The organism is Psychrobacter sp. M13 (assembly GCF_030718935.1).
Lineage (GTDB): Bacteria > Pseudomonadota > Gammaproteobacteria > Pseudomonadales > Moraxellaceae > Psychrobacter > Psychrobacter immobilis_G.
This window is the reverse complement of the sequence record NZ_CP132194.1, coordinates 1411339-1424997: the sequence shown is the minus strand read 5'-3', so window position 1 is coordinate 1424997 and position 13659 is coordinate 1411339. Positions and strand designations below refer to the sequence as shown.

13 protein-coding genes are annotated in these 13659 nt (G+C 41.4%); 7 read left to right on the top strand and 6 right to left on the bottom strand.

Going from position 1 to position 13659, the window contains the following annotated elements; genetic code table 11:
- Window positions 1-70: 70 nt before the first annotated feature.
- A complete protein-coding gene (locus tag Q9G97_RS06035; RefSeq protein ID WP_305900131.1) occupies window positions 71-253 on the bottom strand; it encodes a hypothetical protein in 183 nt (60 codons plus the stop codon).
- Between the two features lie 407 nt (window positions 254-660).
- On the opposite strand from Q9G97_RS06035, the gene Q9G97_RS06030 reads away from it, so the two are divergent.
- Window positions 661-1704, top strand: a complete 1044-nt coding sequence (locus tag Q9G97_RS06030; protein WP_371747912.1) for an LLM class flavin-dependent oxidoreductase — start codon at window positions 661-663, stop codon at window positions 1702-1704.
- Between the two features lie 68 nt (window positions 1705-1772).
- On the top strand, window positions 1773-1937 hold the full coding sequence (locus tag Q9G97_RS06025) for a hypothetical protein (protein WP_305900130.1): 165 nt from the start codon (window positions 1773-1775) through the stop codon (window positions 1935-1937).
- 356 nt (window positions 1938-2293) lie between these two features.
- Here Q9G97_RS06025 and Q9G97_RS06020 read toward each other — a convergent pair whose 3' ends face one another.
- The 5 genes from Q9G97_RS06020 to ispF all read right to left on the bottom strand — a co-directional run bounded on the left by Q9G97_RS06020 (window position 2294) and on the right by ispF (window position 7369).
- Complete coding sequence (locus Q9G97_RS06020) at window positions 2294-3253, bottom strand: AEC family transporter (RefSeq protein ID WP_305900129.1); 960 nt, start codon at window positions 3251-3253, stop codon at window positions 2294-2296.
- 205 nt (window positions 3254-3458) lie between these two features.
- A complete protein-coding gene (gene mnmG / locus Q9G97_RS06015) occupies window positions 3459-5354 on the bottom strand; it encodes a tRNA uridine-5-carboxymethylaminomethyl(34) synthesis enzyme MnmG (protein WP_305900128.1) in 1896 nt (631 codons plus the stop codon).
- A 244-nt stretch (window positions 5355-5598) separates the two neighbouring features.
- Window positions 5599-6120: a hypothetical protein gene (locus Q9G97_RS06010; protein WP_201573222.1), complete on the bottom strand. Its 522-nt coding sequence runs from the start codon at window positions 6118-6120 to the stop codon at window positions 5599-5601.
- Between the two features lie 222 nt (window positions 6121-6342).
- Window positions 6343-6693, bottom strand: a complete 351-nt coding sequence (gene grxD / locus Q9G97_RS06005; RefSeq protein WP_010201219.1) for a Grx4 family monothiol glutaredoxin — start codon at window positions 6691-6693, stop codon at window positions 6343-6345.
- A 181-nt stretch (window positions 6694-6874) separates the two neighbouring features.
- Entirely contained in the window at window positions 6875-7369 is a 495-nt protein-coding gene (gene ispF, locus Q9G97_RS06000) for a 2-C-methyl-D-erythritol 2,4-cyclodiphosphate synthase (RefSeq protein WP_201573221.1), read from the bottom strand.
- A 209-nt stretch (window positions 7370-7578) separates the two neighbouring features.
- Here ispF and mnmA point away from each other — a divergent pair, with 209 nt between their 5' ends.
- The 5 genes from mnmA (at window position 7579) to Q9G97_RS05975 (ending at window position 13601) form a co-directional block, all read left to right on the top strand.
- Window positions 7579-8778 carry a tRNA 2-thiouridine(34) synthase MnmA gene (gene mnmA / locus Q9G97_RS05995; protein WP_371747932.1) on the top strand — a complete coding sequence of 400 codons (1200 nt, stop codon included), beginning with the start codon at window positions 7579-7581 and terminating at the stop codon, window positions 8776-8778.
- A 425-nt stretch (window positions 8779-9203) separates the two neighbouring features.
- Complete coding sequence (purB, locus tag Q9G97_RS05990; protein ID WP_305900127.1) at window positions 9204-10607, top strand: adenylosuccinate lyase; 1404 nt, start codon at window positions 9204-9206, stop codon at window positions 10605-10607.
- Window positions 10608-10854: 247 nt separating this feature from the next.
- Window positions 10855-11226 carry an HAD hydrolase family protein gene (locus tag Q9G97_RS05985; RefSeq protein ID WP_305900126.1) on the top strand — a complete coding sequence of 124 codons (372 nt, stop codon included), beginning with the start codon at window positions 10855-10857 and terminating at the stop codon, window positions 11224-11226.
- Window positions 11223-12872 carry a hypothetical protein gene (locus Q9G97_RS05980; protein WP_305900125.1) on the top strand — a complete coding sequence of 550 codons (1650 nt, stop codon included), beginning with the start codon at window positions 11223-11225 and terminating at the stop codon, window positions 12870-12872. Before Q9G97_RS05985 ends, Q9G97_RS05980 begins: the two co-directional genes overlap by 4 nt.
- Window positions 12873-13601, top strand: coding sequence for a glycosyltransferase family 2 protein (locus Q9G97_RS05975; protein ID WP_305900124.1), 729 nt, complete (start codon window positions 12873-12875; stop codon window positions 13599-13601). It abuts the gene before it with no gap.
- The last annotated feature ends 58 nt before the right edge of the window (window positions 13602-13659 follow it).

Genomic DNA, 13659 nt, shown 5'->3' with positions numbered 1-13659 from the left:
TTCACATCACAGCTAATAGCTTAGCAATTATATTGGCGTAAATAATATATGCTAAAGTAAATACAATTATTCAAAACACTGCTCCTACAAAAACTACTAATAAGCCTTCTGGATTAGGGTTGTTTTTGGTAAATAATCTAGTGATGAAATAACTAGTTCCCTTTAATAGTATCTCAAACACTATTTCAATTACAAAATATCCAATCAAGCGACCGATAACTCTGAATATACCTTCGAAGACATCTTCTATCATTTTGCTCTCTATAACTAATTACTTTGTTCGTTGATAACGATATCTTTACGTCTAGTTTCATTCTTATATAGATGGCAATCCTTAGTGTGTCGGCTCACGAGTAGCAGACTACATTCAATCCATGGGTTACCACCCACACTACATATAGAATTCTATCTCAATATTAAAACTTTATAGAGTCTTAAAGCTGGGTTGAAAATTCAGCCTACACAGATCAAATGATTGAGTATGCCGCAACACCAAGATTTGTTATTCTCACTAACACGGCTCTTTATATCCGTAATAACCGCCCCATTATATTACCTATCAAGCATTTATGGCTTTCTACAAACAGCCGTTAGAACTTATAAAACAAGACTGTTAGAGAGTTTTTCAATGCTTATAAATCAATAAATAATAGGTGACTTATGAAAAATACTGAGACTGACATTAATAATAAACAAATTCCATTATCGTTTTTAGATTTAGCGCCCGTACCCATGGGTAGCACTATCGCTGACGGTATCGCTCAAACCGTAGAGATTGCGCAAAAGGCAGAAGACGTTGGCTTCAATCGTTATTGGATGGCAGAACACCATAATATGGTAGGTATCGCTAGTGCAGCGACCTCAGTATTACTATCACATATCGGTAGTCAAACAGACCGCATCCGCATCGGTGCAGGTGGCATTATGCTGCCTAATCACGCGCCTTTAGTGGTCGCTGAGCAGTTCGGTACGCTACAAGCCCTTTATGGTGATCGCATTGACTTAGGCTTAGGCCGCGCCCCTGGTACCGATGGCGCGACCTTTCAGGCATTACGTCGGCAAATGAGTGATGCTGAGCGCTTTCCACAAGATGTGCAAGAGCTGATGTACTTTTTAGGGAATGATACGGATAACAGTCCTGTGCAAGCTTTTCCAGGAGCTCATTCAAACATACCGATTTGGATATTAGGCTCATCGCTATTTGGCGCAACGCTAGCTGCTCATCTAGGGCTACCGTATGTGTTTGCCTCACACTTTGCTCCGCAGATGTTAGAGCACGCTATCACCACTTATCGTGAGCAATTTAAACCATCAGCCTACCTTGATGCGCCTTATGTCATGCTAGCGGCAAACTTACTACTTGCTGATGATGATGCGACTGCGAACTATCACTTTAGCTCAGCCCAGCAAAGCTTTGTAAGGTTGCGCCGAGGTGAAAAAGGACAAATGCCAAAACCTGTCGAAGATATGAACAGTATCTGGAATTCGAGCGAAAAGGCGATGGTCGATAGTGCGTTGTCAGTATCATTTATTGGCTCAGTTGATACGGTACAACCTAAGCTTGCTGACTTTATAGCGCGATATCAGCCTGACGAATTGATCGTAACTGCCAATATTTATGATCAAGCTGCACGCCTACGTTCACTAGAACTTACACCTCAGCTAAACTTGTTTACTTTACAATCTCCGGTCGCCCTTGCATAATTATTGATAGATAAAGGTTTGTTGACGCAAGCCAATCGATAATAATTATTAATCAATGGACAATCATCATGGATACTACTCCTATTATCAGCGCCTCATTAGTCATTGGCTCAACTATATTTGCTTATATCGTAGCTCTTTTAGTGGTTTTGGGATTCTTTGGTTATTTGACCTATCGTGTCAGCCCTAAAGGTAAAGCACGTCGTGAAGCAAAACGTGAAAGGCGTAAGTAAGTAACTAGTATTAATTTCCATTAAAATCCAGTAATGCAATCGCATTACTGGATTTTTTTCGACTCAAAGCTATGTAGTATGATCGCATCAGAATGTCGTGCCAAATAGTTCTACAAAGGTAGTAAACGCTAAAATATTTGCTAAATTTCAGGCTGTTTTAAAAGTATCGAAATATCCTAATCTAGGATTTATTAGCTCAATGCTGCTAGCTTTTGCGTGAGGGACGAGCGCTGAGGCGAGTCGTTACAGAATGTTGAGCCCTGACCCGCATATTTCTATCTTGGTAAATACGCGATGCTGAGGCCATATTGGTTAGCTTTTGTTTAAGTATGGGTAAGTAAAAACAACATCAGCACTCACATTAGCCCTAGTCCACGTAATAGCGCTGCGCCAATCGCCATGCCAAACAATCCTACTACGGTGGTAAACGCTAAGATATTAGCCGCTAACACATCATTACCGCCCATGGCTTTTGCCATTACATAGCTGGCAGCAGCCGTAGGGGACGCGACCATCAAGAACAGCACACCCATGTGTACGCCTGTCAAACCAAAAGCTAAACCGATGGTAATCGCTAAGATAGGCGCAACAATAATGCGACCAATACTCGCCTGCATCGATAACCCAGAAGGGTGTAGCATCGATTTTAGATCAATACTGGCACCCGCACATATCAGCGCCAAGGGTAAAGCGACCGCTGCGAGCAAATCACCAGTAGTATGAATGACGCCTGTTAGCGGTGGTAATGGCAAAGCTTTGTAAGCAAAAGCGGCCAATAACGCCAAAATCAATGGATTGGTCAATAGCTTTTTGACAATCATCAGGCTACGACTGACCCAAGTATCATCAGCACTTTTGGACACTCGGCTCAAAGTAATAACCGCTAACACGTTAAATAGTATCGTCACAATGCCCATATACACTGCGCCAATACTTAGACCGATATCACCATAGGCATTGGCGACGGTCGCAAGCCCGATAATCGCCATATTACTGCGAAACACACCTTGGACAAAGACGCCTTGGTCGGCAGGGGCACTAATAAAGCGCTTGGCGTATAGTTCTGAACCGATAAAAAGTATAAAAGTGACTATAATACCAGCAGCTATTAGCACGACTTGCTTAGCATAGTCGACCTCACTATCGACGACGCTAAAGAATAACAAAGCTGGCAGACAGTAATTAAAGACGAAACTTGAAGCTTGATCGATAAAAGCTTGGCTGGCCTCGCCGCGTCTTTTCATAAAAAAGCCCAACCCCATCAAAAAAAGGTTGGGCAATACAATAGTAATCGCGAAGATAATGGCAGCGGTCATAGAGGGACTCAAGCAATCAAAACAAAAGGTACTAAGCGACTCTCAACTTGATATGATTTTTTGTAGGCTGTGGCTTTAGCCCAGCGAATAACTTTAAAAAATTACAATGCTGATTTAGACCCACAGCCTACGCTTAGAAATTGAGGATGGTGGTATAATGGCATAAGCTGCTATAAAAAGTAATAGTCTAAAATATACAATGAAACTATGACTCTAAAGCAGCCTTGGCTTTTTTATGCTTTTTGACCGTCATCGCCAGTAGCTGGATTGCAGCGGGCGTTACGCCACTGACACGACTGGCTTGCGCAAGCGTTGCTGGACGCACTTGAGTGAGCTTTTGTACTACTTCATTTGATAGGCCAGATACGACAGTATAATCAAAATCTACAGGTAGCGGAGTATTCTCAAGGCGCTTCATCTGTTCGATATCTTCCTGCTGACGATCAATATATCCTGCGTACTTAACTGATATCTCAATCTGCTCGCCAACTAGTGTATCGACTTGTGAATCAGTGATTGCAGCTATATCAGCGAAGTGAATCTGTGGACGTTTGAGCAAATCATAAGCAGTAGATTCTTTAGATAGCACTTCACCTGTTTGGGTAGCGACTTGCTTACCAAGCTCGTTCATCGGCGTTGCCCACATATCTTTTAGACGCGCAGTCTCGGTACTAATAGCGTCCATTTTTTGCTCGTAGGCTTGCCAGCGCGTGTCATCAACTAAGCCTAGTTTGCGACCAATCTCAGTTAAGCGCTGATCGGCGTTATCTTCACGTAATAGCAGGCGATATTCCGCGCGACTAGTAAACATCCGATACGGCTCATCAGTACCATGAGTGATTAGATCGTCGACCAGTACGCCCAAATAAGCCTGATCACGACGCGGTGTCCAAGTGTCAAAATCTTTATTATTAGTAGTAACTAGCGCGGCATTTGTCCCTGCTAATAGACCCTGCACGCCAGCCTCTTCATAACCGGTCGTACCATTGATCTGACCTGCAAAATACAGCCGATCAATCGACTTAGTCTCTAAAGTTGGCTTGAGGCTTTGTGGATCAAAGTAATCATATTCAATCGCATAACCTGGACGGGTAATATGAGCGTTCTCAAGCCCTTTCATGCTATGGATAAACTCAAGCTGTACATCAAATGGCAGACTGGTTGAAATACCATTAGGATATAGCTCATGGGTAGTCAGACCTTCAGGCTCAATAAATATCTGATGGCTGTCTTTATCCGCAAAACGATGAATTTTGTCCTCAATAGACGGACAATAGCGCGGGCCTACACCTTCGATTTTGCCAGAGAACATCGGCGAACGATCTAAATTCTCACGGATAATGTCATGCGTGCGCGCATTGGTATGCGTGATATAGCAATTGACCTGCTCAGGGTGCATAGCGACATTACCCATATAGCTCATCACTGGTAATGGCGTATCGCCTGGCTGTATGGTCATCACACTAAAGTCCACCGTACGCGCATCAATACGCGCGGGCGTGCCTGTCTTTAATCGACCGACTGGTAGCTTGAGTTCACGCAAGCGATCGGCAAGCTTGATAGAAGGCTGATCCCCTGCTCGGCCGCCCTTTGAGTTCTCAAGACCAATATGAATAACGCCGCCTAAGAATGTCCCTGAGGTTAGCACCACCGTTTCGGTCTTAAATATGATACCCGTTGAGCTGACCACCGCAGTTGCGCGACCATTCTCGACTAAAATGTCATCCGCACCTTGTTGAAAGATATCTAAATTCGGTTGGTTCTCAAGAGTATGACGAATAGCGGCTTTGTAAAGAATACGATCTGCCTGCGCACGCGTAGCCCGAACGGCCGCCCCTTTACGACTGTTCAATACCCGAAACTGAATGCCTGATTTATCAGTTGCCAGCGCCATCGCCCCGCCAAGCGCATCAATCTCACGCACTAAGTGTGACTTACCGATACCGCCAATCGCAGGATTACAGCTCATCTGCCCAAGCGTCTCAATATTATGCGTCAGTAGCAAGGTTTGCGCACCCATACGTGCGGCAGCAAGTGCGGCTTCTGTACCAGCATGACCACCGCCGATAACGACCACATCGTAAATTTTGGGATATTGCATATTTGCCTCGCTTGATTGATGATAACTGCCGCACTGCAAGTCATTGATTAGCTAAAAATAACTTACAAAACGAGTGATTGACAATCGCATGTAAAAAACCAGCAATGACTGGAATAAATCACTAATGATATAAACGACTAATAATAAAGATGTAACCGGTAATTATAGCAATTTTTGGGTAGTATAAGAATATTTACCTCAAAAAATTTTAATCCAAAATTAGATCAGCAACAGTATATTTAGACTATTTACTGTCATCATCGGCATTGTTAAAACCTGTACTCATTGTTGCAACCGTATCAGGCTGAGCACTAAGTACATGCTGGCTACCATAACCCTCAGGATTTATTTGTAAATAAGCATTCATCTGCCCAATCGCCTCCCCATCATCACTAATCAAAATCTGTGACTTGATACTATCCACAGGAGGATGAGGTAAGTTCTTAAGTAGCGCCAAGCGCTGTTGATTGTCGCCCTTTTCTACTACCATTTCGATAAGTTGACGGACATCGATAGGCAAGTCTGAGGTTCCTTGCGCGAGCAGCGCCAAATGATAAGCTCCAGCTATATCTTGATCAGCGACAATACGACGCTCGATGGCTAAATAGGTTGCCTCCGTTGCGCCGCCTGCGACACTAAGCTGATGAATACATCTCAGCGCTGAGTGTGATTCATTATCAGCAATATCAATGATACGCGCTGAATCTGTGGTTAATTTTTCGCGGCGACGCTCAATGGCTTGTTGGTCAATAGATTGATTAGTCATAGAACTCTCTTATTATTAAACTTTTGAAACTTGTGCCCTACATGGGGTCAAAGCCTAAAATTAAAACCTAAGCTTAAGACCTATAAAACAATAAAAAGCTCGAACAGTCAGTATTAGACTATTCGAGCTTTTTGAGTAGTGAGCTAAACGCATTAGCTATAAATAGGTGCTGATTGCTAATGCATCAAAAGACAATGTATCAAAGAATAATATAGCAAAAGACTATGCCGCTGGGCTATTGGCTTCAACTAAGGGCTTAAGCTCACCTGATTGGTACATTTGCAGAATAATATCAGAACCACCCATCAACTCGCCATCAATCCATAATTGTGGAAAAGTCGGCCAGTTCGCGACTTTTGGTAAAGTAGCACGAATTTCTGGGTTTTCTAAGATGTTTACAAAGGCAAAAGGACGACCAATTTGGGTCAATACTTCAATAGATTTTGCTGAAAATCCACACTGTGGAAATTGTGGCGTACCTTTCATGTATAAAATAACTTTGTTATCTTTGATTTGATCACGGATCAACTGTTCGACATCATTGGCAGCGGTATTTGGGGTTTGCTCGCTCATAAAAGCTCCTATTTGTTGAATGGCTTGTTAAAAATAGTTATATCAAAAATGATTTTCAAACGACATGTGGATGATACATGGGGCAATCCGTACTTTATTACAAGTGTAAATCAAGTAGACTTGCTATTTTTATAATCAATACTAGTGCTCATTTCCAGTTATTAGCGTTCATTGTCAGTTATCAGTGTTCAGCTTTAACTAACAACACCACGGCATTGACCATAACGCCCTCTTGACGACCGGTAAACCCCAACTTTTCGGTAGTAGTGGCTTTAACGCTAATATTATCAATCGTTGTTTGCAAGTCGTTAGCAATATTAGTACGCATAGCCTCATTATGAGGGGCAATCTTTGGTCGCTCACACATAATAGTGATATCAGCATTACCTAGCTTATATCCCGCTGCTTGAATTTTGCCATAGACGTAACGCAGTAATACTCGTGAATCCAGCCCTGCATGCGCGGCATCAGTATCAGGAAAATGCTGACCTATATCTCCCAGTGCCAATGCGCCGAGCAAAGCATCGGCGAGTGCATGTAATACCACATCACCGTCAGAATGCGCTAGCAAGCTATGGGTATGCTCGATTGCGACACCTGCTAGAATGACATACTGCTGTTGCTCGCCATTGTTATGAAAAGCATGAACATCGACACCTTGACCAATCTTTATCATTATATTTTTCCAAAAGTAAGTAACCAACAGACCCTAAACAGTGTCCAAAGTAAATTAAATTTATTAAGGTCATTAACGACGTTTTCAATCCATGCTGATTAACTTACGCAACTCATTAGTCGCGCCAACGGATCGTCATTAGCTGTTATAATATGACGCTTATTTTACCACAAGTTGTTAAGAGACTTCTTATGTCAACCACGCTCGCAATGTCAACGACCCAAAACTTTTGTGCCCATACTGCCCTAACCCTTAGCGATATCGATAATCCTGCTGACATACGCGTTATCGTTGGCATGTCGGGCGGTGTCGATTCGTCAGTATCAGCCGTGTTATTACAGCAGGCGGGCTTTGTAGTGGAAGGCTTGTTTATGAAGAACTGGGAAGAAGATGACGGTAGCGAATACTGTACGGCGATGGACGACTTGGCGGACGCTCAATCGGTCTGCGATAAGATAGGTATTAAACTGCATACCGCTAACTTTGCGATGGAATATTGGGATCGAGTTTTCGAGCACTTCTTAGCAGAGTATAAGGCAGGTCGTACGCCTAACCCTGATATTTTATGCAACAAAGAAATTAAGTTTAAGGCGTTTTTAGATTACGCCTTAACGCTTGGTGCAGACTATATCGCTACGGGTCATTATACGCGCCGCAGTGTCAATTACAAAAACGATAATGGCGCTGAAGTTGCACAGCTATTGCGCGGTCTTGATAATAATAAAGATCAAAGTTACTTTTTACACGCGGTTGGCGGCGACAAAATTGCCAAGACTTTATTCCCAGTTGGCGAATTAGAGAAGCCTGTGGTACGCCAGATTGCAGAAGAGCACGATTTGATCACGGCTAACAAAAAAGACTCTACGGGCATCTGCTTTATTGGTGAGCGCCGCTTTAAAGACTTTTTACAGCAGTACTTGCCCGCGCAAAAAGGCGATATCGTCACAGATGATGGTCATACCATCGGTACTCATGATGGGCTGATGTATTACACTTTAGGTCAGCGTGGCGGTATTGGTATTGGCGGGGTTAAAGACCGTCCAGAGGAGCCATGGTTTGTACTGGCCAAAGATTTGGACAATAACCGTCTCATCGTTGGTCAAGGACACGAACATCCAATGATGCAAAGCGGCGAGTTGACTGCATACAAAATGGACTGGGTCGATGGTTTACCACCAAAAGATATCTTTACCTCTGACGGTCTACGTTGCATGGCAAAAGCACGTTACCGTCAGCCTGATCAAGCCTGTACTGTGTTCGCTATTGATGAGCAAGGATTAGAGGTTAAAGTGGTTTTTGATGAGCCACAGCGTGCCGTGACTCCAGGTCAATCCGCTGTCTTTTATGTCAATGAAGTTTGCTTAGGTGGCGGCGTTATTGAATCTATCGATGCGCCTTGTAGCCTCTAAATCATCAGCTATACTATTTAGGAAGCTAGCGACCGCTGAAAATAGTTAGCTTAGTTGTGCCTTTTTAATTAAACCTTATATTATTTACTAGTTAGCGATTGTCATCAGCTATGACGCTTGCCATCGTATATCATTGTCCTTTAATTAGATATTAGGTGATAAAATTACTGATATATTTAAGCAGTTTTATTTCTAGAGTTCAATAAAAATATGAACAAATGTATATATTTATATCAAAGTATATATGCACTAAATTTATGGTAGTTTTTATTTATATAGCCCTTTTGCCTGATAGCTTAGTAAGCTGAGCCAAACACTTGCTTTAATCATGCCTTTTTTGTAGCAACTCTTGTTATAATCGTCTACCGAAAACACCCTACTGCACCATAAATTGATTCACTTACTATTAATTCAAAGGTATTGTTATGATCTCCTCGTTATCTGCCCTAACCGCACTCTCTCCTATTGACGGTCGCTACGCGTCTAAAGCTGATAGCTTACGCCCTTATTTGTCTGAGTTTGGCCTGATAAAAGCCCGTGTCACTGTTGAGATTCGTTGGTTGCAGTCACTCGCTGAGAACGCTGCTATTGGAGAGTTAGCTGCTTTTGATAATGATACTAATGACTTTTTAAATACTATCGTAGACACCTTTAGTGAAGACGATGCCCAAGCGATTAAAGATATCGAAGCGACAACCAATCACGATGTCAAAGCCGTTGAGTACTTTATTAAAGACAAATTCCGTGGTAATCAGCAATTAGAAGACAGTTTAGAATTTATTCATTTTGCTTGTACTAGCGAAGATATCAATAACTTATCTTATGCCTTGATGCTAAAAGACAGCCGTAGCATCGTGCTGGCTAAGATGCAACAAGTGACAGACAGTATCGTCGATTTGGCTATTACCCACGCTGACCAACCGATGCTGTCACGCACTCATGGGCAAACAGCTAGCCCGACGACGCTAGGTAAAGAGATGGCGAACGTCGCTTATCGTCTAGCGCGTCAAATCAAGCAGGCAGGACAAGTTGAATTATTAGGCAAAATCAATGGTGCTGTCGGTAACTATAATGCTCATTACTCGGCATATCCTGATGTCGATTGGCAGATGCATGCTGAACATTTTATCAATGAGCGTCTAGAGCTGACTTTTAATCCTTATACTACACAGATTGAGCCGCATGATTATATCGCCGAGCTATTCGATGTGCTCAAGCGCTTTAATACTATATTGATCGATTTTAATCGTGATATTTGGCAATATATTAGCTTAGGCTATTTCAAGCAGCGTCTAAAAGACGGTGAAGTTGGCTCATCAACCATGCCGCATAAAGTTAACCCTATTGATTTTGAAAATTCAGAAGGTAACTTAGGTGTCGCCAATGCCATGCTCGCTCATTTAGGTGAAAAATTACCAATCTCACGGATGCAGCGCGATTTATCAGATTCAACCGTATTGCGTAATATCGGTGTTGGTCTAGCACAAAGCATGATCGCTTATGATGCTTGCTTAAAAGGTGTGGGTAAGCTTGAATTGAATGCCCAACGCTTAAATGACGACTTGGATAATGCACAAGAAGTGCTAGCAGAGCCGATCCAAACCGTTATGCGTCGCTATCGTGTTGAAAACCCTTACGAGAAGCTAAAAGCGCTCACTCGTGGTAATGCGATGACCCGCGCGGCGATGCTGACTTTTGTAGAAAGTGATGAGCTATCGGCCGTTAGTGAGGCGGATAAAGACAGTCTGCGACAGTTAACGCCAGCGACTTATATTGGTAATGCCGCTGAGCAAGCAAGCACTATTAAAGAGTGGATTGCCAAGCTTTAATTATCAAATTTAGTAATGCATATATCATCCAAAAAACATCATGACACCTCTTTAGGTGTCATTTTTTTGTCTATTTACGACAAGCCTGAGTAGTATTATGTAATTTTGACTTGCTTAGATAAACAACAACAATACGATATTTATATTCTACTACTACCATGATTTACAAGAGATTAATTCATAATAATAATTAAAGTGCAGCCGAACAGCGTTACTAACTTTGACTTTATTATTAAGAAAAATAATTATGAAACGTCTCATTTTCGACATAGATGATACTTTATGTAACACACAGAATTCTGATTATACGAATGCCAAACCTATCCTTGCTATGGTAGAAAAACTTCGCGAATATCATAGCCAAGGCTTTACTATCGTTTTGAATACCAGTCGCAACATGCGCACCTATTCAAGCAATATTGGCGAGATTAATAAAAACACCCTGCCTATTATTATTGACTGGCTGGCCAGACATGATATTCCTTACGACGAGATCTATGTCGGTAAACCTTGGTGCGGTTTTGAAGGGTTTTATATCGATGACAAAGCGATACGACCTAAAGAATTTTTGGATTTATCTTATGAGGATATCTGTAAACTATTAGGAATGTCGCCATGATTATTATTCATTCTTCAAAGTTTGTGAATGCTGAGCTTGAGGCAGAAGTCGGTCCAATACCACCTTGTATGCTTCCTATTGGCAACAAGAAAATGCTGGAGCTACAAGTTAATAATTTTCGTAGTTATTTTGCTGATGAAAAAATAATAGTGACACTACCGCAGCATTACCAACTCACGATCAATGAGCAAATGGTCATCAATCAGCTGAATATTAGTATTCAACGTATTTGCGATACTATTGGCTTTGCTGAATCAATGTTGCATGTTCTTAACATTGAGATTGATTGTCCTACTGAGCCAATCCGAATTCTGCAAGGTAATCGACTACTCAATGATATCCCAACCGATAGTGATTGTATCGCAACCGTTGATCAAAATAGACAAGGCGACTGGTATGATAGATATCAGCGTCAAGATAATGAATCGCGCTGGCTTGGCTACTACTGTTTTTCTTCCAAAGCTGATTTGGTAAAGGCTTTAGCACTTTTTACAAAGAGCTTTCCTGAAGCGATTGCTTATTATCAAAACAGTATTGCTATAAGCGAAGTTCAGCCAACAGATTGGTACAATTGCAGTCATTTTAGAAGTTACTTTGATGCCAGATCTAGTATCACCACTCAACGCTCTTTTAATGCTTTAATTATAAAGTCAGGTATCGTCACTAAGACGAGCAATGATGATATTAAGATTCAAGCGGAAATCTACTGGTTCTCTCATTTGCCACCAAAACTTCGACGTTTTACGCCGCAATTTATTGATAATGGACGTTTGCAAGACGGCATTACGACCTATTACTGCTTGGAGTTTTTGCCATTATTACCATTGAACGAGCTGTATGTTCATGGGCGTAATCCTATTTGGTTTTGGCGCAATACATTTGATCTAATAAAAGATTATTTTGGTCATGCTGCAAGTAAAGAATATATCCATACACTTGATGCTAGCGATATTGATGAATGCCGAGACAGTCTATATTGCAAAAAAACACTTAGCCGTCTAAAAGCCTATCAAAAATCGTCTCAAATTGATCTACACTCTCCAGTTTTTTATCAAGGGATTGAGCTGGGTTCTATCTATGATATTACCCAAGATTGCATAACTAAAATGCTTAAATTGCCCAAACGTCCCGTTATTATGCACGGTGATTTATGTTTTAGTAATATGCTATTTGATACTCGTGGTCGTCGATTAAAATTAATCGACCCGCGTGGTCTCGATTGCTATGAAAACTTTAGTATTTTTGGTGATATGTCTTATGATTTGGCTAAGCTTGCTCACTCAGTAGTTGGTATGTATGACTTCATTATTGCTGGGCGCTTTGAGATTATTGCCAGTCATGAGGCTGATCATGCAGGACATATTATTCATTTTGATATGGATGAGCGCTTAGAGCGTATTCAAGCGGAATTTCTACAATTTAACTTTGTTGAAGGTATAGATGCCATAGATATTATGCCAGCAGTAGTGTTACTGTTTTTATCGATGTTACCTCTTCACGCTGATAGACCGGATCGGCAGCAAGCCATGCTTATTAACGCTTTTCGCTTATACAAAGAATATGTGTATATCAATCCTATTGAGCATAGTGGCATCAGTAACCAGTTAGTCGATGCTGAGCAAACTGACAATATTTTGGAGAGTTAAATGATTGTGATTCCTATGGCGGGACTTAGTAGTCGCTTTTTTAAGGCAGGATTTGAGGTGCCAAAATATCAGTTAACTGTCGATGACGAGTATGTATTTGATTTAGCGCTTAAGTCCTTTGGGTGCTATTTTGAATCAGAGCTGTTTGTTATTGTCTTGCGAGATTGCTTTGATACTAAACAATTCGTTGAACAGCGGTTGCAAGCGCTTAGTATTAAGCATTACCTCATCAAAGTCTTAGATTTTGAGACGCAAGGGCAAGCTGAAACAGTGCTGTTAGGAATTAAGGATTCTAGTATTAATGATGATGAACCACTATTTATCTTCAACATTGACACCTTTCGTTATGACTTTAAAAAACCTGACTTCATCAATGATTGCGCAGGCTATTTAGAAGTATTTCGCGGTGATGGTGAGCACTGGTCATTCATTGAAATAGACGATAACGATAGAGTCAGTCGTACCACGGAAAAACAGCGCATCTCAGATTTGTGTAGTGATGGCTTGTACTATTTTGCGAGCAAAGCGCTATATATCGATTTGATAGTCAAAGCAAAAGCGCAAAATATGCTGGTCAACAACGAGCTGTACATTGCTCCTATTTATAACTTATTAATTGAACAAGGCAAAGAAGTACGTTATCACTGTATCAACGCTGATGAGATTGATTTTTGTGGTACTCCTGATGAGTATAACTCTCTATTACGAAAAGGATTAAAAACAGATTAACTTGATAGTTAATAGCTTTGTAATATTTCAAGCTTAAAAAAAGCGACTACTCAATGAG

Bases quoted from the DNA above. Each gene is read 5' to 3' on its own strand.
- Q9G97_RS05980 (WP_305900125.1), top strand. From the start codon at position 11,223: ATGATTATTATTCATTCTTCAAAGTTTGTGAATGCTGAGCTTGAGGCA.
- Q9G97_RS06010 (WP_201573222.1), bottom strand. From the start codon at position 6,120: ATGACTAATCAATCTATTGACCAACAAGCCATTGAGCGTCGCCGCGAA.
- grxD (WP_010201219.1), bottom strand. From the start codon at position 6,693: ATGAGCGAGCAAACCCCAAATACCGCTGCCAATGATGTCGAACAGTTG.
- mnmG (WP_305900128.1), bottom strand. From the start codon at position 5,354: ATGCAATATCCCAAAATTTACGATGTGGTCGTTATCGGCGGTGGTCAT.
- mnmA (WP_371747932.1), top strand. From the start codon at position 7,579: ATGTCAACGACCCAAAACTTTTGTGCCCATACTGCCCTAACCCTTAGC.
- purB (WP_305900127.1), top strand. From the start codon at position 9,204: ATGATCTCCTCGTTATCTGCCCTAACCGCACTCTCTCCTATTGACGGT.
- Q9G97_RS05975 (WP_305900124.1), top strand. From the start codon at position 12,873: ATGATTGTGATTCCTATGGCGGGACTTAGTAGTCGCTTTTTTAAGGCA.
- Q9G97_RS06035 (WP_305900131.1), bottom strand. From the start codon at position 253: ATGATAGAAGATGTCTTCGAAGGTATATTCAGAGTTATCGGTCGCTTG.
- Q9G97_RS06030 (WP_371747912.1), top strand. From the start codon at position 661: ATGAAAAATACTGAGACTGACATTAATAATAAACAAATTCCATTATCG.
- Q9G97_RS06020 (WP_305900129.1), bottom strand. From the start codon at position 3,253: ATGACCGCTGCCATTATCTTCGCGATTACTATTGTATTGCCCAACCTT.
- Q9G97_RS05985 (WP_305900126.1), top strand. From the start codon at position 10,855: ATGAAACGTCTCATTTTCGACATAGATGATACTTTATGTAACACACAG.
- Q9G97_RS06025 (WP_305900130.1), top strand. From the start codon at position 1,773: ATGGATACTACTCCTATTATCAGCGCCTCATTAGTCATTGGCTCAACT.
- ispF (WP_201573221.1), bottom strand. From the start codon at position 7,369: ATGATAAAGATTGGTCAAGGTGTCGATGTTCATGCTTTTCATAACAAT.